Annotated in this window: 32 protein-coding genes and 1 tRNA gene; 21 read left to right on the top strand and 12 right to left on the bottom strand. The window is 61.8% G+C overall.

All coding sequences use genetic code 11. The features are described from left to right. Positions 1-17 precede the first annotated feature (17 nt). The 9 genes from ETW23_RS05875 to ETW23_RS05840 all read right to left on the bottom strand — a co-directional run bounded on the left by ETW23_RS05875 (position 18) and on the right by ETW23_RS05840 (position 4,026). The gene (locus ETW23_RS05875; RefSeq protein WP_134829419.1) at positions 18-668 is read right to left on the bottom strand and encodes a hypothetical protein; all 651 of its coding nucleotides are present in this window, start codon (positions 666-668) and stop codon (positions 18-20) included. Continuing rightward, positions 665-1,054, bottom strand: coding sequence for a hypothetical protein (locus ETW23_RS05870; protein WP_134829418.1), 390 nt, complete (start codon positions 1,052-1,054; stop codon positions 665-667). Before ETW23_RS05870 ends, ETW23_RS05875 begins: the two co-directional genes overlap by 4 nt. After that, positions 1,051-1,464 (bottom strand): ASCH domain-containing protein, encoded by a 414-nt coding sequence (locus ETW23_RS05865; RefSeq protein WP_134829417.1) that lies wholly within the window; start codon positions 1,462-1,464, stop codon positions 1,051-1,053. Before ETW23_RS05865 ends, ETW23_RS05870 begins: the two co-directional genes overlap by 4 nt. Continuing rightward, positions 1,464-1,766, bottom strand: a complete 303-nt coding sequence (locus tag ETW23_RS05860; RefSeq protein WP_134829416.1) for a hypothetical protein — start codon at positions 1,764-1,766, stop codon at positions 1,464-1,466. Before ETW23_RS05860 ends, ETW23_RS05865 begins: the two co-directional genes overlap by 1 nt. Then, positions 1,763-2,542, bottom strand: a complete 780-nt coding sequence (locus tag ETW23_RS05855) for a site-specific DNA-methyltransferase (RefSeq protein WP_134829415.1) — start codon at positions 2,540-2,542, stop codon at positions 1,763-1,765. Before ETW23_RS05855 ends, ETW23_RS05860 begins: the two co-directional genes overlap by 4 nt. Continuing rightward, positions 2,539-3,048, bottom strand: a complete 510-nt coding sequence (locus tag ETW23_RS05850; protein WP_134829414.1) for a DUF1937 family protein — start codon at positions 3,046-3,048, stop codon at positions 2,539-2,541. The genes ETW23_RS05855 and ETW23_RS05850 overlap by 4 nt, the downstream gene beginning before the upstream one ends. After that, a complete protein-coding gene (locus ETW23_RS25065; RefSeq protein WP_167738088.1) occupies positions 3,038-3,175 on the bottom strand; it encodes a hypothetical protein in 138 nt (45 codons plus the stop codon). The genes ETW23_RS05850 and ETW23_RS25065 overlap by 11 nt, the downstream gene beginning before the upstream one ends. Further along, positions 3,172-3,624 carry a hypothetical protein gene (locus tag ETW23_RS05845; RefSeq protein WP_134829413.1) on the bottom strand — a complete coding sequence of 151 codons (453 nt, stop codon included), beginning with the start codon at positions 3,622-3,624 and terminating at the stop codon, positions 3,172-3,174. Before ETW23_RS05845 ends, ETW23_RS25065 begins: the two co-directional genes overlap by 4 nt. A gap of 78 nt (positions 3,625-3,702) precedes the next feature. Beyond that, positions 3,703-4,026, bottom strand: a complete 324-nt coding sequence (locus ETW23_RS05840) for a hypothetical protein (RefSeq protein WP_134829412.1) — start codon at positions 4,024-4,026, stop codon at positions 3,703-3,705. Positions 4,027-4,134: 108 nt separating this feature from the next. Between ETW23_RS05840 and ETW23_RS05835 the strand changes: the two genes are divergently transcribed. The 15 genes from ETW23_RS05835 (at position 4,135) to ETW23_RS05775 (ending at position 12,158) form a co-directional block, all read left to right on the top strand. Further along, positions 4,135-4,449: a helix-turn-helix transcriptional regulator gene (locus ETW23_RS05835; protein ID WP_254695156.1), complete on the top strand. Its 315-nt coding sequence runs from the start codon at positions 4,135-4,137 to the stop codon at positions 4,447-4,449. Positions 4,450-4,728: 279 nt separating this feature from the next. Beyond that, positions 4,729-5,097, top strand: coding sequence for a hypothetical protein (locus tag ETW23_RS05830; protein WP_134829411.1), 369 nt, complete (start codon positions 4,729-4,731; stop codon positions 5,095-5,097). After that, the gene (locus ETW23_RS05825) at positions 5,097-5,438 is read left to right on the top strand and encodes a hypothetical protein (RefSeq protein WP_134829410.1); all 342 of its coding nucleotides are present in this window, start codon (positions 5,097-5,099) and stop codon (positions 5,436-5,438) included. The genes ETW23_RS05830 and ETW23_RS05825 overlap by 1 nt, the downstream gene beginning before the upstream one ends. An 88-nt stretch (positions 5,439-5,526) precedes the next feature. Continuing rightward, positions 5,527-6,072, top strand: coding sequence for an NYN domain-containing protein (locus tag ETW23_RS05820; RefSeq protein ID WP_134829409.1), 546 nt, complete (start codon positions 5,527-5,529; stop codon positions 6,070-6,072). Between the two features lie 109 nt (positions 6,073-6,181). Continuing rightward, positions 6,182-6,457 carry a DUF2312 domain-containing protein gene (locus ETW23_RS05815; protein ID WP_134829408.1) on the top strand — a complete coding sequence of 92 codons (276 nt, stop codon included), beginning with the start codon at positions 6,182-6,184 and terminating at the stop codon, positions 6,455-6,457. Between the two features lie 44 nt (positions 6,458-6,501). Beyond that, the gene (locus ETW23_RS05810) at positions 6,502-6,783 is read left to right on the top strand and encodes a hypothetical protein (RefSeq protein WP_205879942.1); all 282 of its coding nucleotides are present in this window, start codon (positions 6,502-6,504) and stop codon (positions 6,781-6,783) included. Positions 6,784-6,786: 3 nt separating this feature from the next. Beyond that, on the top strand, positions 6,787-7,002 hold the full coding sequence (locus ETW23_RS05805) for a hypothetical protein (RefSeq protein ID WP_134829406.1): 216 nt from the start codon (positions 6,787-6,789) through the stop codon (positions 7,000-7,002). Continuing rightward, a complete protein-coding gene (locus ETW23_RS05800; RefSeq protein WP_134829405.1) occupies positions 6,995-7,222 on the top strand; it encodes a hypothetical protein in 228 nt (75 codons plus the stop codon). Before ETW23_RS05805 ends, ETW23_RS05800 begins: the two co-directional genes overlap by 8 nt. After that, the gene (locus ETW23_RS05795) at positions 7,222-7,488 is read left to right on the top strand and encodes a hypothetical protein (protein ID WP_134829404.1); all 267 of its coding nucleotides are present in this window, start codon (positions 7,222-7,224) and stop codon (positions 7,486-7,488) included. Before ETW23_RS05800 ends, ETW23_RS05795 begins: the two co-directional genes overlap by 1 nt. Beyond that, positions 7,481-7,840 (top strand): hypothetical protein, encoded by a 360-nt coding sequence (locus ETW23_RS25060; protein WP_167738087.1) that lies wholly within the window; start codon positions 7,481-7,483, stop codon positions 7,838-7,840. The genes ETW23_RS05795 and ETW23_RS25060 overlap by 8 nt, the downstream gene beginning before the upstream one ends. After that, the gene (locus ETW23_RS05790; protein ID WP_167738086.1) at positions 7,837-9,495 is read left to right on the top strand and encodes a DEAD/DEAH box helicase; all 1,659 of its coding nucleotides are present in this window, start codon (positions 7,837-7,839) and stop codon (positions 9,493-9,495) included. Before ETW23_RS25060 ends, ETW23_RS05790 begins: the two co-directional genes overlap by 4 nt. Beyond that, positions 9,492-9,860, top strand: a complete 369-nt coding sequence (locus ETW23_RS05785) for a hypothetical protein (RefSeq protein WP_134829402.1) — start codon at positions 9,492-9,494, stop codon at positions 9,858-9,860. The genes ETW23_RS05790 and ETW23_RS05785 overlap by 4 nt, the downstream gene beginning before the upstream one ends. Next, on the top strand, positions 9,860-10,897 hold the full coding sequence (locus ETW23_RS05780; RefSeq protein ID WP_134829401.1) for a DUF5131 family protein: 1,038 nt from the start codon (positions 9,860-9,862) through the stop codon (positions 10,895-10,897). Before ETW23_RS05785 ends, ETW23_RS05780 begins: the two co-directional genes overlap by 1 nt. A 2-nt stretch (positions 10,898-10,899) precedes the next feature. Next, entirely contained in the window at positions 10,900-11,073 is a 174-nt protein-coding gene (locus tag ETW23_RS25055; protein WP_167738085.1) for a hypothetical protein, read from the top strand. Then, positions 11,067-12,158: a tyrosine-type recombinase/integrase gene (locus ETW23_RS05775; protein ID WP_134829400.1), complete on the top strand. Its 1,092-nt coding sequence runs from the start codon at positions 11,067-11,069 to the stop codon at positions 12,156-12,158. The genes ETW23_RS25055 and ETW23_RS05775 overlap by 7 nt, the downstream gene beginning before the upstream one ends. Positions 12,159-12,232: 74 nt before the next feature. On the opposite strand, the gene ETW23_RS05770 is transcribed toward ETW23_RS05775, so the two are convergent. Further along, positions 12,233-12,308 (bottom strand) — tRNA-Thr (locus ETW23_RS05770). A gap of 354 nt (positions 12,309-12,662) precedes the next feature. Between ETW23_RS05770 and ETW23_RS05765 the strand changes: the two genes are divergently transcribed. Beyond that, the gene (locus tag ETW23_RS05765) at positions 12,663-13,538 is read left to right on the top strand and encodes a hypothetical protein (protein ID WP_129371535.1); all 876 of its coding nucleotides are present in this window, start codon (positions 12,663-12,665) and stop codon (positions 13,536-13,538) included. 113 nt (positions 13,539-13,651) lie between these two features. On the opposite strand, the gene ETW23_RS05760 is transcribed toward ETW23_RS05765, so the two are convergent. Then, positions 13,652-14,149 (bottom strand): hypothetical protein, encoded by a 498-nt coding sequence (locus ETW23_RS05760; RefSeq protein ID WP_134829399.1) that lies wholly within the window; start codon positions 14,147-14,149, stop codon positions 13,652-13,654. A 166-nt stretch (positions 14,150-14,315) separates the two neighbouring features. Between ETW23_RS05760 and ETW23_RS05755 the strand changes: the two genes are divergently transcribed. Then, positions 14,316-15,281 carry a hypothetical protein gene (locus ETW23_RS05755; protein ID WP_134829398.1) on the top strand — a complete coding sequence of 322 codons (966 nt, stop codon included), beginning with the start codon at positions 14,316-14,318 and terminating at the stop codon, positions 15,279-15,281. Positions 15,282-15,509: 228 nt separating this feature from the next. Continuing rightward, positions 15,510-16,802, top strand: coding sequence for an O-acetylhomoserine aminocarboxypropyltransferase/cysteine synthase family protein (locus tag ETW23_RS05750; protein ID WP_134829397.1), 1,293 nt, complete (start codon positions 15,510-15,512; stop codon positions 16,800-16,802). A gap of 62 nt (positions 16,803-16,864) precedes the next feature. Here the strand turns inward: ETW23_RS05750 and ETW23_RS05745 are convergent, their stop codons facing one another. Continuing rightward, entirely contained in the window at positions 16,865-17,584 is a 720-nt protein-coding gene (locus ETW23_RS05745; protein WP_134829396.1) for an SIMPL domain-containing protein, read from the bottom strand. Positions 17,585-17,760: 176 nt separating this feature from the next. Here ETW23_RS05745 and ETW23_RS25755 point away from each other — a divergent pair, with 176 nt between their 5' ends. From ETW23_RS25755 to ETW23_RS25745, 3 genes are all read left to right on the top strand, one after another. Further along, a complete protein-coding gene (locus tag ETW23_RS25755) occupies positions 17,761-19,206 on the top strand; it encodes a hypothetical protein (RefSeq protein WP_254695155.1) in 1,446 nt (481 codons plus the stop codon). Next, entirely contained in the window at positions 19,203-19,748 is a 546-nt protein-coding gene (locus ETW23_RS25750) for a hypothetical protein (protein WP_254695154.1), read from the top strand. The genes ETW23_RS25755 and ETW23_RS25750 overlap by 4 nt, the downstream gene beginning before the upstream one ends. Before the next feature lie 98 nt (positions 19,749-19,846). Then, complete coding sequence (locus tag ETW23_RS25745) at positions 19,847-20,419, top strand: hypothetical protein (protein WP_254695153.1); 573 nt, start codon at positions 19,847-19,849, stop codon at positions 20,417-20,419. The last annotated feature ends 131 nt before the right edge of the window (positions 20,420-20,550 follow it).

Here is a 20,550-nt window from a genome sequence, read left to right as displayed (position 1 = left end):
AGAAACGCGGAAGGTTGTCAGACCGGCAATTCGGCCTTCCAGTCGATGCCTTCCTGCGCCAGCGAAAAGGCTTCCAGCGCCTTCCGGATCATCGGCGCACGGCGCTGCCCGTTGGCATCGAAATGGTCCACAAGGAACTGATCGAACCGCAGAACCATCACGGCATCTTCGGTCATCCCCTTCGGTGCACCAGCCCGCAGCATCTTTTCCGGAAGGGCTTCCAGCCGCTTGCGCTCGCGTTCGGCCTCGCGCTTGGCCAGCCGGTCTTCGCGCAGGCCCAAGGCGTCCTGCGCGATCTTCAGCACCACCGGGTGATACAGCCGCACATGACCGTTGTCGCATCGGCATTGCTTCCAGTTGTAGAGCGGGCCAATCGGGCGCTCTATCAGGCGGCGCCACTCTTCCAGCGCTTCGCCCACAAGACGTGCAAGCAGGCGTTCATCGACGGGCAGCGTGCCCACCGGGTCTTCTTTCTGCGCGATGTTGAACAGGTCGAAACCGACCGCGCGGACCTCTTTGTCCGCCAGCAGGCGGAATTCAGAATGCAGCCACCAGTCGAAGCGCCACGTCATGAAGAAATGGCTATCCAGCCGCTCACCGGATGGGATGGGGTAGTCAAACAGGTCTTCGCTATCAACCAGCCTGATGGTCTTTGCCGCTTCAGTCATGCTTGCCTCCTTTCGGACGCGCGCCGGATCCGGTCGCAATACCATTCCGACTGCAGCCGGGTGATATAATTGCGGCCAGCGCGGGAAAGCGCCCGCAAGGCGGCGTCCTGTTTTTCGTATTTACCCATGCGCCATGCCAGCAGTGCTGGCGCGGCCTTCTGCCCGACCCGGCGCATTTCGGCCTCATCCATCTTTCGGCAGGTTTCGCAGCAATAGCGCTGCCAGCTGCGCGTCGGCGCGAAATGGCGTGAACACATCGGGTTCAGACAAACGCCCGGCGCAGCCATCGGAAAATCCGCCAATTCGGCATGGGCAGTCACATGGAACGGCTCTAGGTCAAAATGCGCTGCCGGTGCATTTGCGAAGCGGGGTGCAGCAAGGGTCATGGTGCTGAACCCCCTGCTGCTGCGCTGTCTGCGACAAAAGTAGCGGCGCTGAAATCCCACCGGATTTGCGTGAAGCCGACCGCTGGAAGGCCATAGCGGTTGCCGAACCAATCGCGCATATCAGCCCACGATGCGAAGCCTTCGATGCGGGCCAGTTCCTCTAGGTGCCGGAACTGATTAGTGAACCCGCCCTGGCGAACCACTGCAAATTGATGGATGGAAATTGGCCGCGACCAAAGGCAAGGCACCCGCAGTAGCAGACGGCAATCGGATGTCCTCATTCCGGTGTACAGCTGCAGTTCATCGCCCGCCACCGCATGGCGACGCTTGCCATTTGGGCGGATGGTGGACTGCTTGCAGCCCGCCAGAATGTCCGGCCCGAAGTCCTGCTGGAAGTTGTAGGCGACCATCACAGCCCCTCGCCATTCATCGAATAGAGCCGCGAAGTAAGGCCGAACTCTTCCAGCAGCTTGTCGATGCGGGGAATAACCCGCAGCCGGTGCCAGCGCTGCTCCACCGCGCGGCGGTCGCGCATCAGGCCCACCGCAATGCGGTCAAAGGAAACACCCTCGTCGCGAAGCGTCATCAGCTGATGGTCATCGCGCGGCGACCAGCGGGGATGAAAGATCGTTTCCAGCTTCTTCGCCGCCCGCGCCTTAGCCGCAGGGTCGGCAGGTGAGCGCCCGGATTTTTGTGCCGCTTTGGATGTCATAGCAGGGCCTCTTGAACTTCGGCTGAAAGCTGCGGCCCCAACGCATGGGCCGATGCCGTGGCTTGGCGGACCCGGTGTTCAGCGATTGCGAAATATTCGGGATTCTTTTCGATGCCGACCGCCTTGCGGCCCGTCAGCGCAGCTGCCACCAGCGTGGTGCCCGACCCCATGAAAGGGTCGAGAATAGTTTCGCCCGGATTGGTGAAATCCAGCACGATGTCCCGCATTAGCCGCCACGGCTTTTCGGTCGGGTGCCCGCCATGCCGGTCGGGCGGGTTCGTTAGATGGGTATAGACACCGCGTTTGCCGCCGCCGTTCCATTTGGCATGTCCAGAACCGCACCATGCGGTGACGAAGCATTCGGCCCCTTGGGCTGGCCCCCGACCATTCAGCTGCGGCGTGCTGTCCGGTTTCACCCAGATGCAGCCGCGCTTGTATTTCATGGCGGACGGGTTGATGGCATCGGCCCATCTGGCGACACCTTCGATGGTACAGAAGACGATGAACCACTTGCCGCAGAGCCGCGACGACAGTTCCGTGAACTCCGCGCGGATTTCATCAATCCCTGCGAAATCCAGCCCCCGCAACCGCACACCGCCATCAGTACGAAGTTTTCGGTTCGTGATGCCATTTTTGGCGTCATGCAGCGACTGTTCATAGGGCGGGTCGGAAAGCAGGTGGTCCACCGGGTCAAGATCCGGCATCACCGCCATCGCATCGCCCAAAATCAGGCGGCAACCGCCAATGGTCACGTCTTTCAGGATGGCATCGGTCAAAGGCGCACCCCGAATTCCGACCCTTCGGCCACCAGATACACCGGAACATTGTGCTGAAGCCCCCAGCAGGCTTCACGCCAGACGCCGCGCGACCGGCTCCACCCTTCCATCGCCGGGATGACCACCGAACCGCTGGCCGACAGGATGGGCTGACACCAGCGCGCCCAAAACCCATCATCCAACGGGTCCAGATGCCGTTCAACATCTGCGTTGCACATCGCGCAGGCCATCACGATAGGCGAGGCAACCGTGACACCTTCAATCGCAAAGGCCCGCGCCCATCTGGCCGTCCGGGTTTCAATATCCAGCGACAGGCCATAGTCCCACTGCAGATCATCATTCAGAACTTGCCGGGTGTAGGGCGTGGCCAGATAAGCCAACCGCCCGCCGATGCGGCGCACCACATCCAGAAACGGGCAGTCCACATGCAGCAACACGTTGCCGGGATAAGCCGCTTTCAGCCATCCCCAATCAGGGTTGCGCGGGAACCGGAAATCAATGCCCATCCTGCGCCCCCCGCATCATCAGCCGGATACCCGCGACAGCCCGCGCCGCGCAGGAAAACAGCGCGGCAATGGCCAGCAGCGCCCACCACAGCGGAAATTCAATGGGAAGGGTGAGCAGATCCATCATGCCGCCCCCCCATGGGCCACCGGCGCACCTTCCAGCCGCGCCAGCGCCCGGTCGATGGCCGACCTTGCTTCCAGCGCCTCTTTGATTGCGGCTGCGCGATCATCGGCGCAGCTGGATTGTTCTGCCGCCAAAATGGCCGCAATGGCTTCACCGCTTTCCTTGGCGATGCTGGACCCGTCCTGCAGCAGACTGCCGCCGGTTACATCCGGACGGCGGTCCAGACGGCGCGCCATCATGCGGGTAACGGGATAGCGCCCGGCGGCATCTTCCAGCGCGATGACATCTGCCACCGTCCAATCCAGATTGCCGGTTACCTTTTTGCTGACGGTGCCCTTGCTGGCACCGCCGCCCCAACGGGCGTTAAATGTTTCGGCCACCGCGTCATAGCAGCCAAACCAGTCCACAAGGGATTTCATGTTGGCGCGAACGATTTTGCGAAAGTCAGGCATGCGAAACCTCGTTTCCTGTGCGCACACGCAAAAGCGGTGCAGATTGGGCGCATGGAACAAAACGCTCAGAAACCAACATCAGCTGGCCTCCTTCACGCCGTCACCATCAGCCGGATTGGCAGCATGGTTAGGACCGCGATGCGGCACATCTGGAAGTTTTGCCACTGGCTCAACGTCAGCCACCCCAAACAGAATGGGGCTGGCCACTTCGTCGAAGGAAAAAAGCGAGCGGTCCGGTTCTGGAAGCCCTCGCGCCTCACACAACCAGCAAACAATCGCATACTTCTTTGCAGGAATGCTGTTCGCCGACCGCATGTTGGATACAGCCGACGGCCTAACGCCAAGCGCTGCCGCGAAGTTTTGGATGCCAACCGCATCCGAAATTGCCCTAACGTTCATCATGCGGGCACTATAACCTCATAAATTATGAGGTCCACAATTCATTTTATTGAAAGTTCATTTTTTTTGACCTACGGTGCAACTTGCCCTCAAAACAACGAGGGCGCCTCAATGGATTTTAAAGGAAAACTTGCCATGTCGCGTCTAGGTGACGCCTCGCGCGAAGCGTGCGCATTCAGACTGAAAGCTGCCCGCATAGCGACCGGGCTGACGAAGACAGAATTCTGCAAGAACGCCGGCGTCAGCCTGACCTCCTATCTAAATTCAGAAGCGGGACTTAGCTTCCCGTCGCGAAAAGTCATGCTCTACCTGCATAGAGAACACAGAATAGACTTTAATTACATCATCCACGGCGATTTCCAGCAGCTTCCTTCCGATGTGCAGGATCGGCTTTTCTCCGCCCTGAAGGACGAAGAGAGCCAATAGGGTCGAATACCCAGTTCAGGTTCAGGCCAAAGCGCCCGCGCAGGTACGATGCGACGCGGAAAGTTACTGCCGTCATAGTCAAATCCTAACCTCTTAGGTGAAATCTAAAACCGCCCCTCTTCTGCTGAGTCGGGGGCGTACACCCTACTTGTCGCCTTATGCGGGAAACCCTATTTGTTCTCAACTCATAATTTTTGAGCTTTTATTCTTGCTCACTCATTTTTTATGAGCTACCAAATCTGCGCAGACCATCAATGTCCAGCGCAGACGAGGGAGCCAATGAAGGATTCAGCGACAACCAGCCCAACCATCAGCGACGAACTGCTGAAACGCCTTGCCAACCCCACCGCACAGGAACAGTTGGGCGAGTTCGACGAGGTATCCTGCGCGATGCTGGCCGTCGCTCTCCCCGAAATCTGCAGCGAACTGCTGAAGCGGCGGCGGAACGATGAAGCCAGCAGAGAAAGTCTGCAGGCCACCGCGCGCGAAGCGGCTCTGAAAAGGTCGCGCAACATCATGCGCACGCCAGCCCCGCACACCCCGCGAACAGTGGTCCGCGCCTGCGAAACCGTCATGCGCCTTTCCACCAACGCTGCCGAACGCGCCACCGCTTCAGATGTGATGGCGCAAGCGCAAGGGCGCGCGTGATGCTGGATACCCCAAAGCGCCTTGCAGCCTTCCTGCTGAACTTGGAGCGCCTAGACGCAAACGGGCAGCACGACGCCTTCGTAAACGAAGTGCTGGAAACTTTCGGGCGCGTTGATGCCCCCGCAGGCGACCGGACGCACCGCTGGGAACTGGACCTTCAGGGCATCTGCGCTGATGGCGCAACCGCCGAAGAAGCGATTGCCAATTGGAAGCGCATAGCGCGCCGGCATATCACGCCGCCCGACATCGAAGATGATGGATTTGTCACGGTCCACCCGGACCTGACCCGCATGAAGCGCAGCCCCGTCATCCCCCGCCAGCCTCTCCCCCACGCCGTATGAAACCGGCGCAACTGCCGGGGCGTCCATCCTGCGGACCCCCGGCAATTTTCCCGCCCCCCCCAACAAGTCATCCGCCACCGGAGAAATCATGTTCTACAAAGACGAAAATTTGGCGATCTTCATTGACGGCCCGAACTTTTACTCGACCGCCCGCGCCCTGAATTTTGACGTGGACTACAAGCGCCTGCTGGAAGCATTCCAGACCAAGGGGCGCTTGTTGCGGGCCAGCTACTTCACCCCGATGGCAGACACCGAAGCCCACGTGGCCATTCGCCCGCTGGTGGACTGGATGCAGTACAACGGCTGGCACGTGGTGACCAAGCCCGCGAAAATCTATGAGAGCGAAGACGGACGGCAGCGCATCAAGTGCAACACCGATGTGGAACTCGCCGTGGAAGCAATGAAGCTGGCACCAGCCATTACCCATGCCGTCCTGTGTTCCGGCAACCGCGATTTCACCCCGCTGGTCGCCTTCCTGCAGGAACGCGGCACCCGCGTCACCGTGGTGTCCAGCCTGCGCACACAGCCGCCCATGATTTCCGACGATCTGCGCCGCGCCGCAGACGCTTTCGTGGAACTGGACACGCTGCGCGATGCCATCGCCCGCAAAGCGCGTGACGGCGCTGCGGCCTGATGAGTGAAACCCGCATCACAATAACGGCAGACGACCATTCGGTGGAAACCACGGTCGCTGCCATGAAGGCCCGCGCAGACGAACTGCGCCGCCAGCAAGGGAAGCCCCCATGAAACCAGATCCGACATTCGACCAAGCGGCGGACAATTCCTACCGCGTCACCGCCGCCGAATTGCGCCAATTTATCGAACGCTTTGAACGGCTGGATGCCGAAAAGAAAGACATCGCGGACCAGCAAAAGGAGGTGATGGCCGAAGCCAAGGGCCGTGGTTACGACACCAAGGTGATGCGTAAGATCATAGCCCTGCGCAAGCGGGACAAAGACGACATCGCAGAGGAAGAGGCGGTGTTGGATATGTACAAAGAAGCACTGGGGATGGCGTGATGGAATGTCGCCCGACCAGAGCGCCGGCAGAAACCACAACAGAAATGGAACCGGAGTTTTTCAACCGGAAACATCGACGCGCCAGCGGCGTGAAGAGCGTAGCGGCTATGAAACCCATCCCCATCAGCGCCGCCGAACGCATCGCGAAATCCTACGGCTATGACCAAGTGGTCATCATCGCCCGCCGCGTGGGCGAAAAACCTGCCCCATGCGGCGAACATGTCACCACGTATGGATTGAACAAAGCGCACTGCGACGCTGCAGCCCGCATCGGTGATTTCCTGAAATTCAAGGTCATGGGCTGGACTAAGGAAAATGGTGTTTGACCGATGCCCGACCCGACGCTGCACGGCAATGGCCAAAACTGCCCAGCTTGCGAATTGCGCCGCGAAGCCGACCGGCAGCGCACGGCCTTCGGGTCCACAGACATTCCCTGCAACCAGTGCAACGGCACCGGTCGCACTGCCAAAACCGCCGCGCAAATCGTCGCTGAACAGGTGGCATGGGCGCGGGAACACTACTGGAGCCAAAAGCGATATGCCTGACCACCCCCGCATCATCGAATTCGGTTACGTCAACTGGCGCGGCCAGTTTGCCATCCGCAAGGTCACCCCGATCCGCATCTATTGGGGCGCGACCAAGTATCACCCGCAGCCGCAATGGCTGCTGGAAGGCTTCGACCACGAAAAGAACGGCACGCGCGACTTCGCATTGATGGATTGCGATTTCGCGGCCCGCTGCGGCGGCGAAGAGATTGCTTTCTGATGCCGGTGCAACTCGCTAACCCCAAGGAACGCGCGCTCCAGACCCTGCTGGCCAAGGACAAGGTACGCCTGCGAAACCCGCAGACAGGCGAACTGCTGCACCTGTCCGGGCAAGGCACCACCACCGATGTCACGTGGTCATGGCTTGGCTATAACCACCAAGCCGAAACTCTGCGCAGCCGCGCAACTACTCGAGGCGAAGATTGGCCCTTTGCGCCCGTGCCCCGCAACCTGCTGGACCCGGCGCGGGAGGTGGAAGATGTCTGACATCACGCCTGCATTCCTTACCCGCCAGCTGCGCGGCCTGCGTATGCCGGTGACCACCGAACTGGCGCTTCAGGACGCGCTAGAAAAATGGCTGACCGACAGTGGCATGCCGTTCGAACGCGAAGTGCGCATGGGGCCGAAGGACCGCATCGACTTCATGGTTGCAGGCACCATCGGTATCGAGGTCAAAACCCGATACCCGCGCCGCCAAATCTATCGTCAGCTGGAACGCTACTGCGAAGGCGACAGGCTGTCCGGCCTGATACTTGTCAGCGGCACATACCTTGGCCTTCCCGATCAAATCCACGGGGTTCCGCTGTTCCTTGTTTCGCTGGGGAGGGGCGCACTGTGACCATCACCTATGGCAACCTGAACCTTGGCGACAACCCGCCACACTGGCGCATCACAGAGCTTCAGCCGCACGTCGCCATTGCGTTCAAGCGCCTGTTCACCAAGGTGCCGAAGACCGCGCAGGAAATCATCCTGACCGACACCGATGAAAACCGCGCAGACCTGCATTGGTTCATGCAGCGCTTCCCGCTGAAGCACACCCACGCAGCCGACCTGCAGGCCGGGGTCGAACGCATCACGACGAAAGCCGCCGAACGCGAACGCATCCTGATGCCGGACTGGAAACCTGCCATGGCATCCGGCTTTGCGGAGGGCCGACAGCCCTATGGCTATCAGCAGCAAGCCGCAGCCCTGACCATCCAGAACCCGAACCTGCTGCTAGGCGATGACCTTGGCCTTGGCAAAACGATTTCTGCGCTTTGCACGCTGACCAGCGGTGCGCCCATGCCAGCCGCCATCGTGGTGCAGCCCCATCTTGCCGGGCAGTGGGCCGACCGCGCGCAAGAATTCACCAACCTGCGCACGCACATCATCAAGGGCACCAAGCCCTATGACCTGCCGATGGCCGACGCCTATATCCTTAAATACTCGAACATCGCGGGCTGGACCGATGTCATCAACACCGGCCTGTTCCGCACCGTCATCTATGACGAGGTGCAGGAACTGCGAACTGGCAGGGGAACCGCCAAGGGCGTCGCAGCTGCGCTATTGTCATCGACAGCAGACGTGTCGATGGGGCTGACTGCCACGCCGATTTACAACTACGGCGATGAAATTTTCAACGTGATGCAGTTCATCGAACCGGGTCTTTTGGGCGACCGCGATGAATTCATGCGCGAATGGTGCGACTGGGGAAAGACAGTCAAGAACCCAGACGCTCTTGGCACCTACCTGCGCGACAAGGGGTATTTCCTGCGCCGCACCGAATTTGATGAAACGGTGTCGGCACAAATGCCGCCCCTGAACACGGTCGATTGGGAAGTGGGATGGAACGTGGGAGCCGCGCAAGACGCCGAAGACCTGTTCAAGACACTGGCGATGACCGTGCTGGAAGGATCTTTTGTGAAGGCCGGTCAGGCCGCGCGGGAACTGGACATGAAGATGCGCCTGCTGACGGGCGTGGCCAAGGCCGAATCCGTTGCCGCATATGTGGACCTGCTGCTTCGCGACAGTCCGCGCGTGCTGCTAGCGGGATGGCATCGTGATGTCTACGACATATGGAACCGCGCCCTGCAGCGCCACAACCCGGTCATGTACACCGGCACCGAAAGCCCCGCAGGCAAGCGCCGAAACGTTGAACGCTTCACCAAGGGCGATGCCCGCGTGATGATGATTTCCCTGCGGTCGGGAGCGGGCCTTGATGGCCTGCAGGAATACTGCAGCGACGTGGTGTTTGGAGAACTGGACTGGTCGCCGCAGGTGCACAAACAGGTCATCGGCAGGCTGCGCCGCCCCGGTCAAACCCGACAGGTCACCGCGCATTACCTGCATACCGCAGGCGGCAGCGATCCGGTCATCATGGACATGCTAGGCGTCAAGGCCGACCAAAGCCGGGGCATCATCGACCCGATGCAGGGCTTCGACGCCAAACAGATGGATGACAGCCGCATGCGGAAGCTGGCCATGGCAGTGCTTGGTCGGGAGGCAGGCGAATGACCCAACCGTCCGAAATCCACGATGACCTGCAGCGCATTCTTGCGCTGGCCAAGCGTGCCATTGCTGCCCGCGATGACGCCGCCGCATGGGCTAGAGCACCGGAGAAACAGATTGGGCACCACGGCGCATGCTGCGATGCCCTTTGGACCGAACTGGAACGGCTGGTGCAGACCCACGATGGCATCACACCGGCAATTGAACACCCCGCCATACGTGAGCGCCGGATAGCCAAGGAAATCCGGGGCCGCATCGTGCACGAAATCTTGGAAATCGCCCGCGACCGTCTCGAGACGACGATAGATGGCGCTTTCCATTGGGAAGAACCGGGCGCTTTAACCCGGCACGAAACAGAGGAAATTCTGTGATGGCTGAACAGTCGAAAATCGAATGGACGGACCATACGTTCAACCCGTGGGAAGGATGCCAGAAAGTCGCGATTGAATGCGACCACTGCTATGCAGAGGCCCGCGACCAGCGGTTTACCGGCGGCACCCACTGGGGGCCGAAGGCTCCACGGCGCAGAACAAGCGCCCAGAACTGGCGAAAGCCCCGCCAGTGGCAGCGGCAGGCGCAAGCCTTCTTTGATGCCCACGGGCGGCGTCAGCGCGTCTTCTGCGCCTCTTTGGCGGATGTCTTTGACAACGCTGTGCCCCCGGCATGGCGCGATGACCTTTGGGCGCTCATTCGCGAATGCGACCAGCTGGACTGGCAGCTGCTGACCAAGCGCCCGCAGAACATCGCGAAGATGCTGCCCGCCGACTGGGGCGATGGCTGGCCCCATGTCTGGCTTGGCACCAGTGCAGGAACCCAGAAAACCGCTGAACTGAACATCCCGCACCTGCTGGCCGCGCCCGCCATCGTCCGCTTTGTCAGCGCAGAACCACTGTTGGGGCCGGTAAACCTTTCGCACTTGGAACTGCGCGGCGGAACGGTGCTGGATGCACTGCGCGGAGAAGAAATGGAATCGTTTACCGGCCAGACCATCAGCGGCCCCGGCCCCCGGCGGCTGCATTTGGTTATCTGCGGCGGCGAAAGCGGTCCGAAGGCTCGGCCCATGCACCCCGATTGGGCACGCAGCCTGCGCGACCAATGCCATGCGGCCGGCACTTCCTTTTTCTTTAAACAGTGGGGATCGTGGACCGTTTCCATAGACCGCGACCGCGATGACCCTGACTGGAGCGCAGAATACAGCAGGCTGCTCACAGACAGTCGTTATCGCATCCTGAACCTGCAGGGCGGTCACGGCTTTCACGGCGAACGGGTCTGCCTCATGAAAAGCAGCCCAAAAGCGGCAGCTGGCCGCATGCTGGACGGGCAGAAATGGGACGGGGTGCCACGCGGCCCGCTAGCAGGCGATGCCACCCAACGCGCGGTAGTGCACACTTCAGGCCGGGAAGAGTAATCATGCCAGCAACACGGTTCACAAAGGCAGAAATCACACGGGCGGTGGAAGCCGCCAAAGCCTGTGATTTGATTGTCACCGCCGTGGAAATCGGCCCTGACGGCACCATCAAGATATGCTGCCCGGTAGACGTAGCGCCCGAAAAACGCAAAGGTCAGGGTCCAAAACAATGGTGACCGATGTGCGGAAGAACTATCCCGGCCTAACGATTGAAACGCTGCCGTCCGGAAAGCAGCGGTTGCGCGTTCGTGTCGAAGGGAAGCCGAATCGCAAAATCCGCCTAAACGTCGATCTGGACCATCCGAAGTTCTCTGAACACTACTGGAGCGCACGAGCGGGAATTCAGCTGCCGTTCGAATCGGAAACCACCGCAGTCCGCCACTCAATCCAATGGCTCACTGACAAGTACCTGATACACTTAGAAAACATGGTGGAAGCCCGCCAAGCATCCCCCACCACGCTTCGCAAGCGCAAGAGCCAATTGCACTGGCTATGCAGCTTCAAAACGGAAGATGGCGACGCATACGGTGAAATGAGCCTTAACGCCCCCAGCGCGGCTTTCGTTCGGGCGCGGGACGCGCGTGCCGCCACCCCAGCCGAAGCGGACAACATCATCAAAGCGGCGCGAGCGATGTACAAATGGGCTTGCGACGTCGGGCACGCGGAGGTTAACCCGCCGGTCGGAATCGCCAAAATCCATCGCAGCCAAGGCGGGGCAACCCCGTGGACAACAAGCGACCTGAAAAGGTTCAAGGAACGCCACCCCAAAGGAACTATGGCTCACCTAGCGCTCACCCTCCATATGTTCACGGGCGCGAGGTCAGGTGATGCAATCTGGCTAGGACGCAATCAGGAATTTGAAAGCCACGGAATGCGCTGGCTTGGCTGGCAACCCCGCAAAAGAGGGGCCGCATATGTGGAAATCCCGATGGCCTCACCGCTTCGGGAAGCGGTGGCGGCGGTCGCCCGGATTGGTGACGCATTCATTTTGAATGAGCACGGCAAGCCATTCAAGAATGCCGACAGCTATCGCAACTGGCTCAGAAAGCGCTGTGACGAAGCCGGACTGATAGGCAAATCTTCCCATGGCATACGCAAGGCTCTAGCCGAACTTTTGGCCGAAGAAGGCTGCAGTGAACACCAGATCATGGCAGTTCTCTCGCATACCCAACCCAGCACTTCAGCCATCTACACCAAAGACGCCGAACGCCGCGTTCTGGCGGCTGAAGCAATGCGGACCATCAACGGTTTCGAATGGTAGTGTGGACCACGGACCATTTCAGCATGGTCCACAATCTGGATTTTTCTAACTTTATCAACGTGTTGTGAAGTATATGGTGCCCCCACACGGACTCGAACCGCGGACCTACTGATTACAAATCAGTTGCTCTACCAGCTGAGCTATAGGGGCACTCACAATCACAGGCATCCAGATCCGGGGCCGGCGCGCGACCATGAAGCTAGCATGTCCGATGGAAAAGATCTCCCCGCCGGGCCTGCTGGGCGACTGGTACTAAAGTACAGAATGACCGTCAAGCCGGTTTGAAACCCAAATCGCGAAACTGCGAAAACCTCCCGCCAGGCTGCGCAGAACCAAACGCAGCAGTCCTCCGGGGGAACGCCGTCAGCCGGGACTGGCCGCCGCGGCAGCGCGGCAGCCCCGTAACGCAAAACCGGCGCAATCCCAGCGCAAACCGCAGGTTTGACCTCCCTGCTGCTGCGCATTACTTCTGAAGACAATAAACCCGGATAAACAGGTCGGATCATGCAGGTCATCATTCACTGCGGGGCGCACGCCACTGAAGAAGATCTGCTGCTGAAGGCGCTGCTGAAAAATGCCGGCGCCTTGTCGGAACAGGGCACGGCGGTGCCAGGGCCCGGCCGCTACCGGTCTTTGCTGAAAGACTGCCTGGCGGCGATGAAAAACGGCAGCGCCGCCAAGGACGCGCCGGAGATGCTGTGGGACGCGATCCTGGATGACCGCCAGGCGGACCGGGTGATTCTCTCCAATCCGCATTTCTTCGGCTCGCCGCGGCATGCGCTGCAGGACGGACGCCTGTATCCTGAGGCCGGGGACCGGCTGCAGGCGCTGCAGGCGCTGTTTCCCTATGATCAGCCGGAAATCTTCATGGCGCTGCGCAACCCGGCGACATTCCTGCCCGCGATGTTTGCAAAGTCCAGCCGGTCCATCGTGCAGAACGCATTGCAGGGCAGCGACCCGGTGCAGCTGCGCTGGTCCGGACTGCTGGCGCAGATGCGGGATATGGTGCCCGGCATGCCGGTCACCGTCTGGTGCTATGAGGATCTGCCGCTGATCTGGGGCCAGGTGCTGCGGGACCTCGGCGGGATGGAGATCAATGCGCCGGTCAAAGGCGGGATGGACCTGCTGGCCACCCTGATGCAGCCTGCCGGCATGGAGCGGTTGCGCGCCTATCTTGCAGAAAATCCGGATCTTACGGAAATCCACAAACGCCGTGTCTATGCCGCCTTTCTGGACAAGTTTGCGATGGAAGACGCGCTGGAGGAGGAGCTGGACCTTCCCGGCTGGACCACCGTGCTGGTGGAAGAGATGAGCGAGCGGTACGAAGAAGATCTCTATCTCATCCAGCGGATGCCCGGCGTCACCCTGATTGCGCCCTGATTGCTGCCAGGCGGGCTGCCCTGCCTGCCCTGCCTCTGCGAGGTGGAACGCGCATAGCAGAAATGGATTGCGTTGCCGCCGCCGGGGCCCTGGGAGCAGGACCCGCGCCAGGCTCACTGCTGGGGTTGGCCGTTGCGTCCAAAAACCAAATCTTCAGTGCTCAGGTCATCATAGGTAACCTCGACCGCGATCTGCTGGATGGAACCCAGAGGATAGCTGCGGTAGGGCATCCCGTCTTCGTCCTTGATCATATTCGGAAAGCCTTCCTCCAGGTGGCAGTCCGGCAGCGGCCAGATTTCCGGCGGATTGCCGTTGATCCCCAGCTTGACCTGCACCAGCCCGCAGCGCCAGGACCACAGGTGGGTCACATAGAGCAGATCCTGGCCATTGAATTCGCGCACATGGATCCAGTTGGCCCGGGTCGCTGCCAGAATCGGCTTCACTTCCAACGCAGTTGTAAAACGCCCGGTGGCCTGCTGCGGCTCAGCGGCCAGTGCCGTTTGGGCTGATGCTGTTTGCACCGCCTCCAAAGCAGCTGCAGCTTCCGGAACACCGGACTGCGCCGCTGGCAGCACTGTTGCCGCAAGAAGGGCCAGGATCACGTTATTCATCTTTGTCTCTCCCCGGTTTGCGCCTCTGGCGGCACAGACCGTCTGAAATTGTCTGCAGGCCGGTTGCGCGGCGCCTTGCAGGCTTGTAGCTAATCTATCAGGCAGTCCTATCCGCCCGGAAGAGACGGAACACGGGGAAAACCATGGCAAATGCCCCTTCAATGTGATGATCGTCGGCCAAGCCGGCCGGCTGCAGTATGAGGCGCTGCTGTTTGCCGCCTCGCTGCGCCATTGCTCGCCCGGTTTTTCCGGACGGCTGTTTGTGGCAGTGCCGCAGCAAGGGCCGCTGTGGGAGAAGGACCCCGGGATCCGCAATCAGGAGGTGCTGCAGGCGCTGGCGGACCTTGGCGCCGAAATTCTGCCGTTCGAGAGCAAGGCCTTTGGCGCCGCCTACCCTTACGGCAACAAGATCGAAGCGCTGCAGGCGATGCCAAAGGGCGAGCCGTTTGTGTTTTTCGACACAGACACGCTGATCACCGGAGAGCTGGCCGATGTGCCGTTTGATTTCAGCCGTCCTTCGGCGTCGCTGCGGGTTGAGGGCACCTGGCCCAAGCCGACACTGTACGGACCGGGCTACAGCGGCATCTGGCAATCGCTCTACAGCCGGTTCGGCCTCGACTTCCTGTCCAGTCTCGACCTCGGCCAGCCGGATGAGTACTGGAAACGCTATCTCTATTTCAACGCAGGCTTCTTTTACGGCGCCTGCCCGCGCGCCTTTGGCAAGCGGTTTCTGGTCTACGCGCAATCGGTTCGCAACGACCCGCCGGTTGAGCTGGTTGGCCAGACGCTGGAGCCCTGGCTGGACCAGATCGTGCTGCCGCTGGTGATCCACTCCTTCGGTGGCGGCCGCGATGCGCTGCCCGGCGGTTTTCTGGACGGGCAGACCAGCTGCCATTACCGGCTGTTTCCGCTGCTCTATGCGCGTGAAAGCGACCGGGTGGTGGAGTTGCTGCATCAGATTGCAGCACCGAACCGGATCAAGAAGGTGCTGAAAGGCTACGAGCCGATCAAGCGGATGGTCTATCAGGGGCGCGGCGAAAAGGTGCGGGCGCTGTTTGACCATGCAAACCTGCCCCGCCGCGAACAGGCGATCCGCAACCGGATCAAATCCGAAGGCTTCTGGATGCGCTGACCGCGCCCTTCGGGTCGTTAAGAACGCAGGGCTCCCGCCCGCTCACGGGCCTCTGGCAGAGGCCCTTCGCAGTTGGGCCCGGCGCCGCGCTGCGCGCGGCGCGCGCAGGCACCGCCAGGGGCCGGCGGCGGGCGGGAGCCTTTTGCTGCGGCATTCCCGCAATTGCCTTCCCGGCGCAGCCATGCTGTTGTGCGCCCGGAATAACAGAGCTTTCAGGGAGACCCATTCATGACCGACGCTCCGACATACGGTTTTGACACCTTGCAGATCCATGCCGGCGCCAAGCCGGACCCGGCAACCGGTGCGCGGCAGACGCCGATCTACCAAAGCACCGCCTATGTGTTCCGCGATGCCGAACACGCCGCCGCGCTGTTCAATCTGCAGGAAGTCGGTTTCATCTATTCGCGCCTGACCAACCCCACTGTCGCAGTGCTGCAGGAACGTCTGGCAACACTCGAAGGCGGCGTTGGCGCGGTCTGCTGTTCATCAGGCCATGCGGCGCAGATCATGGCGTTGTTTCCGCTAATGGCACCGGGCTGCAATGTGGTCGCCTCGACCCGTCTTTACGGCGGCACCATCACCCAGTTCAGCCAGACCATCAAGCGTTTCGGCTGGTCAGCCAAATTCGTCGACACCGACGATCTGGACGCAGTGAGTGCTGCCATCGACGAAAACACCCGTGCGGTATTCTGCGAATCCATCGCCAACCCCGGCGGCTATGTGACCGACATCCGCGCCCTGGCGGATATCACCGACGGCGCAGGTATCCCGCTGATCGTCGACAACACCTCAGCCACGCCTTACCTGTGCAAACCGGTTGACCACGGCGCGACGCTGGTGGTGCACTCCACCACCAAATACCTGACTGGCAACGGCACCGTGACCGGCGGCTGCGTCGTTGACAGCGGCAATTTCGACTGGTCGGCGAATGACAAGTTCCCGTCCCTGTCAGCACCCGAGGACGCCTATCACGGTCTCAAATTCCACGAAACCTTCGGCCCGCTGGCATTCACCTTCCACAGCATTGCAATCGGCCTGCGCGACCTTGGCATGACGATGAACCCGCAAGGGGCGCATTACACGCTGATGGGAGTTGAGACGCTGTCCTTGCGGATGCAGAAACACTGCGAGAACGCCGAGAAAATCGCCGCCTGGCTCGAAAACGACAGCCGCGTTGACTACGTGACCTATGCAGGCCTGCCCTCCTCTCCCTATTACGAGCGCGCTCAGGCCTGCTATCCCAAGGGCACCGGCGGCTTGTTCACCTTTGCGGTCAAGGGCGGCTATGAGGCCTGCACCAAACTGGTGGATGCGCTGGAGATCTTCAGCCATGTAGCCAACCTCGGCGACACCCGGTCGCTGATCATCCATTCGGCCTCCACCACCCACCGGCAGCTGTCACCGGAGCAGCAGGAAGCCGCAGGTGCCGGTCCGAATGTGGTGCGCATCTCCATCGGCATCGAGGATGCAGACGACCTGATCCGCGATCTGGACCAGGCGCTGGCCAAAGCCTGCGGCTGAGGACCAGCAACCGTCATACAGAAAGGCCGGGCGCCCTGCCCGGCCTTTCTTGTTGCCGCAGATTACTCGCTGTCCGGCACGGACATGTCGAAGACAACCGAGACATTGTGGCTGAACGTCAGCTCGCCTGCCTCAATCGGCATCGCGTCGCTGCGGGCCATTTCCATCGCCATCATCGGGCGTCCGCCACCGCCGCCGTGCTCATTGATCGAGCGTACCGGTCCCAGCTCCATGCCCGCCGCGTCTGCCAGCTGCTGTGCCTTGCGGATGGCATCCTTGACGGCTTCACCGCGGATTTTATCGGTGACCGCAGACGGATCTGCCACCCCGAAACTCAGCCCTTGGAACTGATTGGCGCCAGCCGTCAGCACCGCATCCAGAACCGGGCCAAGCCGGTCCAGGTCGCGCACCCGCACCATCAGGGTGTTCGACGCCTGAAAGCCGGTGATCTCACGCCGGCCACCGCTGTCGTAAGACCGGTCCTGCGACCAGACCGGATGCATTGAGATCTGCCGGGTCTGCATGTCCTCGGCGGCAATACCGCCGTCCTTCAGCCGTCCAATCACCGCGCCCATTGCGTCAGATACGGCGGCCATTGCGACGGCGGCTTCTTCGGCCTCCTCGGTGACACCCAGCGTGATTGTCGCCAGTTCCGGCGCCACCTGCAGCGTGCTTTCGCCGTTCACGGTGATTTGGCGCAACGCCGCGGTCTCGCTTGCCGCCAGGGTCCCGGCGCCCATCGACAGCATCAGCGCGGCTGCCAGAATTTTCTTTGCCTTCATACGGAAAAGCTCCTTTTGCAATGCCTTCTAGATGGGGATGGCAAACTGCCGCCTGCAAGTCCTGGCAGACGTCTTTTCCTTTAACTCGGCAGGTTCCTGCTTTAAGGTCCGCGTCAAAACACCGGGCGCGTCAGGCGGCCCCGGGCAGTATGGATTTTGATGGTTTGACCCAAGGCATGAAACCGGCTTTTGCTCTTTCACTTTCCGCTGACGGCATTGCGCTGCTATTTCGCGCTGAAGACGGCTGGCGGAGTGTGGCCAGCACGCCGTTTGACACTGAAGACCTGCCTGCGGCACTGGCCGCGATGCGCGCTGATGCGCTGCGGCTGGCCCCCGAGGGCATCTTCTGCAAGCTGATCCTGCCCGACGATCAGATCCGCTATTTGACCGCCGAGACCGGTGATCTGCCTGTCGAGGCGCGGATTGAAGCGGCCCGGCAGGCGCTGGAAGGGGCCACGCCTTATCCGGTGGATGAGCTGGCCTTTGATATCTCCATCGAGGGCAGCCGGACCCATGTTGCGGCGGTGGCGCTGGAAACCCTGGACGAGGCCGAGACCTTTGCCGTCGAACACGGGTTCGGGCCGGTCAGTTTTGTTGCGGCGCCGGAAGACAGCGGCTTTCTGGGAGAGCCGTTCTTTGGCACCACCCGGGCAATCCGCGGCACCGAGGTTGAGCCGGACGATACTGTGGTTAAGGCGATCGGGCCTGCAGCGCTGCCAGCCCTCTTGACCGAAGACAGCGCGGATGACCCAGCCGCCTTAGCACTGGCGGAAGACAGCCCAATACCGGCAGCGGTTGCCGCTATTACCGAACCCTTGGCAGAACCAGCAGAACCGGCGGTTCTTGCTGAGGCAGAAGATATGGCTGCCGCCGCCAAACAAGCACCTAAGCAGGACAGCACGCCGCTGGCTGCCCCCGAGGACACTCCGGTGCCGCCGTCTGCCAAGGCAGCCGGGGCCGAGGAGCCTGCAAGCCTGCCACCGCTTGTTTCGCCGTCTTCTGACGCATCTGACGCTTCTGATGCGCCGCTACCGGATGTTTCAGGCCTTCTCAGCCAAGGGGACAAGGCAACCCCTGCTGAAAGCGCATCCGCGCCGTCCGCGCAAGCCTCCGCGCCGCTGGCCGCCGGGCGCCAAGTGCCAAAAGCTCCAGCCGCCGTGAAGCCGGTCGGCGCAGCAATTCCGGTCCGGAAACCTGACACCGCGGACACTCCGGCGGCCCATTTGCCATTACCGCCAGCTTCGTTGCCAACTGATGCGGCTTCTCCATTGGCAATTCCGCCAGCGCCGGCAGCATTGCGCGACAGTACCCCGGCAGCCGCCGCGCCCGCGGCGTCACAGTCCCCGGCCCCCGAAAAGGCCGCCAAGGGCAAGCCGCGCTACCTTGGGGTGATCCTGACAGCGGTGCTGCTGCTGTTCATGGCAACAGTTGCGGTCTGGGCAGTGTTTGGCAAAGGCGGATTTTTTTCCGCGGCCCCGGATCAGGGTCCCGGCCTGGCACCCGCCCCTGCGGTCAGCTCCGAAGACGGGCAGCCGGAGGAAGGCGCCCCCGGCCGGCGCGCGCACCTGCGGCTGGAAGCCCCGGTTCAGAAACCGCCCCTGCCGCCATCGCACCGCAGGTGAGCGTCCTGGCAGACCAGCCCGATCCCGGGCTGCAGGAGACCGGCGCAGCGCCTGCAGAGGGGGAGCCGCAGGAAAACACCGCCCTGGCTGAGACCGGCGGCACAGGCGTGCTCCCTTCGGTCGAGGATGAAGCCGCCGCCGATGGTGTAAAACTGCCCGAAGAGGGCACGGACACCGCCTTTTTGGACCCTTCCGCCCTGCAGCCTGGCGGTGCTGAGGACACCCAACCGGCCCCGGCGCCGGCTGAGGCTCTGACAGCAGAGCCGCTGGATGACTTGGCCCAGGCCGCGCGCTATGCCGCAACCGGGGTCTGGCCGGTTGCCCCCGGCCTGGGTGGCATCCCCGCCGCGCCCCGCCTGGACGAGCTTTACACGGCATCCGTTGACCGCACTGAAATCGCCGCCGACGCGGTGGCCCTGCCGCCGCCGGAAACTTTTGCCGGGGATGACGAACCCGGCGCCGTTGCCTCTCCTGCCGCGGCAGGGTCTGCGTTTGATCTGGACGCGCGCGGGCTGGTCAAGGCCACCCCGGAGGCACGCTGAACCCCGATGGCATCACTGTCTACCTTGGCCGCCCGAAAAAGCTGCCGCCGCCCGCGCCGGATCGCAGCGACCCCGCCGCCGAAGCGCTGGCTGAAGAAGTGGCCCGCAATCAGGTCTTGTCGCGCAAACGCCCCAAGGCGCGGCCTGCAGATCTGGAGGAACAGGTGGAACGCGCACAGCTTGGCGGTCTCAGCCGGACAGAACTGGCCGGCATGCGCCCGCGCCAGCGCCCCGCCAGCCTGAAGCCCGCCGGGGAAGAGCAGCTGCCGGTCACAGCCCAAGCCATCGCCGCCTCGGCTGTTCCGCGCGCCCGGCCCGCCAATTTCGCCAATCTGGTCGACCGCGCCCGGCGCAATCCGCAGAACCAGGTGCAAACCGCCGCTGCCGTGCCCGCCGCTGCAGCCGCGGCGGCCCCCCGCATCCCGACAGCCGCATCGGTTGCCCGCCGCGCCACCGTCAGCAACGCCATCAACCTGCGCAAGCTGAACCTGATCGGAGTTTATGGCACCGCCTCGGACCGCCGCGCATTGGTCCGGCTGCCCTCGGGACGTTACAAGAAGGTGCAGGTCGGCGACCGTATCGACGGCGGCCGGGTGATTGCCATTGGTGAAAGCCGGCTGCAGTACCAGAAAGGCGGCCGCAACCGCACCCTGGAAATGCCCAAGGGATAGGATCAAGCCCTTCCCTTCCCGCGCTTAACTCATAAAACTGCAGCTCCGGCGAATGGGCCTGGTGCAGGCCGTCTTGCTCCCCGCACGCAAAAAGGCCGGACCCGCATGGCAGGCCCGGCCTTTTTGCGTTT

Source organism: Leisingera sp. NJS201, assembly GCF_004535885.1.
GTDB lineage: Bacteria > Pseudomonadota > Alphaproteobacteria > Rhodobacterales > Rhodobacteraceae > Leisingera.
The sequence above is the reverse complement of the archived record's forward strand: the minus strand, read 5'-3'. Positions and strand labels throughout refer to the sequence as shown.

Coding starts and splice junctions, on each gene's coding strand:
- ETW23_RS05805 (WP_134829406.1), top strand. CDS start 6,787: ATGCCCGACCCGACGCTGCACGGCAATGGCCAAAACTGCCCAGCTTGC.
- ETW23_RS05815 (WP_134829408.1), top strand. CDS start 6,182: ATGAAACCAGATCCGACATTCGACCAAGCGGCGGACAATTCCTACCGC.
- ETW23_RS05760 (WP_134829399.1), bottom strand. CDS start 14,149: ATGAATAACGTGATCCTGGCCCTTCTTGCGGCAACAGTGCTGCCAGCG.
- ETW23_RS05765 (WP_129371535.1), top strand. CDS start 12,663: ATGCAGGTCATCATTCACTGCGGGGCGCACGCCACTGAAGAAGATCTG.
- ETW23_RS05795 (WP_134829404.1), top strand. CDS start 7,222: ATGCCGGTGCAACTCGCTAACCCCAAGGAACGCGCGCTCCAGACCCTG.
- ETW23_RS05850 (WP_134829414.1), bottom strand. CDS start 3,048: ATGGGCATTGATTTCCGGTTCCCGCGCAACCCTGATTGGGGATGGCTG.
- ETW23_RS05875 (WP_134829419.1), bottom strand. CDS start 668: ATGACTGAAGCGGCAAAGACCATCAGGCTGGTTGATAGCGAAGACCTG.
- ETW23_RS05800 (WP_134829405.1), top strand. CDS start 6,995: ATGCCTGACCACCCCCGCATCATCGAATTCGGTTACGTCAACTGGCGC.
- ETW23_RS25755 (WP_254695155.1), top strand. CDS start 17,761: ATGAAACCGGCTTTTGCTCTTTCACTTTCCGCTGACGGCATTGCGCTG.
- ETW23_RS05830 (WP_134829411.1), top strand. CDS start 4,729: ATGAAGGATTCAGCGACAACCAGCCCAACCATCAGCGACGAACTGCTG.
- ETW23_RS25055 (WP_167738085.1), top strand. CDS start 10,900: ATGCCAGCAACACGGTTCACAAAGGCAGAAATCACACGGGCGGTGGAA.
- ETW23_RS05845 (WP_134829413.1), bottom strand. CDS start 3,624: ATGCCTGACTTTCGCAAAATCGTTCGCGCCAACATGAAATCCCTTGTG.
- ETW23_RS25060 (WP_167738087.1), top strand. CDS start 7,481: ATGTCTGACATCACGCCTGCATTCCTTACCCGCCAGCTGCGCGGCCTG.
- ETW23_RS05860 (WP_134829416.1), bottom strand. CDS start 1,766: ATGACATCCAAAGCGGCACAAAAATCCGGGCGCTCACCTGCCGACCCT.
- ETW23_RS05780 (WP_134829401.1), top strand. CDS start 9,860: ATGGCTGAACAGTCGAAAATCGAATGGACGGACCATACGTTCAACCCG.
- ETW23_RS05810 (WP_205879942.1), top strand. CDS start 6,502: ATGGAACCGGAGTTTTTCAACCGGAAACATCGACGCGCCAGCGGCGTG.
- ETW23_RS05745 (WP_134829396.1), bottom strand. CDS start 17,584: ATGAAGGCAAAGAAAATTCTGGCAGCCGCGCTGATGCTGTCGATGGGC.
- ETW23_RS05870 (WP_134829418.1), bottom strand. CDS start 1,054: ATGACCCTTGCTGCACCCCGCTTCGCAAATGCACCGGCAGCGCATTTT.
- ETW23_RS05825 (WP_134829410.1), top strand. CDS start 5,097: ATGCTGGATACCCCAAAGCGCCTTGCAGCCTTCCTGCTGAACTTGGAG.
- ETW23_RS05750 (WP_134829397.1), top strand. CDS start 15,510: ATGACCGACGCTCCGACATACGGTTTTGACACCTTGCAGATCCATGCC.
- ETW23_RS05775 (WP_134829400.1), top strand. CDS start 11,067: ATGGTGACCGATGTGCGGAAGAACTATCCCGGCCTAACGATTGAAACG.
- ETW23_RS05840 (WP_134829412.1), bottom strand. CDS start 4,026: ATGATGAACGTTAGGGCAATTTCGGATGCGGTTGGCATCCAAAACTTC.
- ETW23_RS05835 (WP_254695156.1), top strand. CDS start 4,135: ATGGATTTTAAAGGAAAACTTGCCATGTCGCGTCTAGGTGACGCCTCG.
- ETW23_RS05755 (WP_134829398.1), top strand. CDS start 14,316: ATGATCGTCGGCCAAGCCGGCCGGCTGCAGTATGAGGCGCTGCTGTTT.
- ETW23_RS05785 (WP_134829402.1), top strand. CDS start 9,492: ATGACCCAACCGTCCGAAATCCACGATGACCTGCAGCGCATTCTTGCG.
- ETW23_RS25065 (WP_167738088.1), bottom strand. CDS start 3,175: ATGATGGATCTGCTCACCCTTCCCATTGAATTTCCGCTGTGGTGGGCG.
- ETW23_RS05865 (WP_134829417.1), bottom strand. CDS start 1,464: ATGGTCGCCTACAACTTCCAGCAGGACTTCGGGCCGGACATTCTGGCG.
- ETW23_RS05820 (WP_134829409.1), top strand. CDS start 5,527: ATGTTCTACAAAGACGAAAATTTGGCGATCTTCATTGACGGCCCGAAC.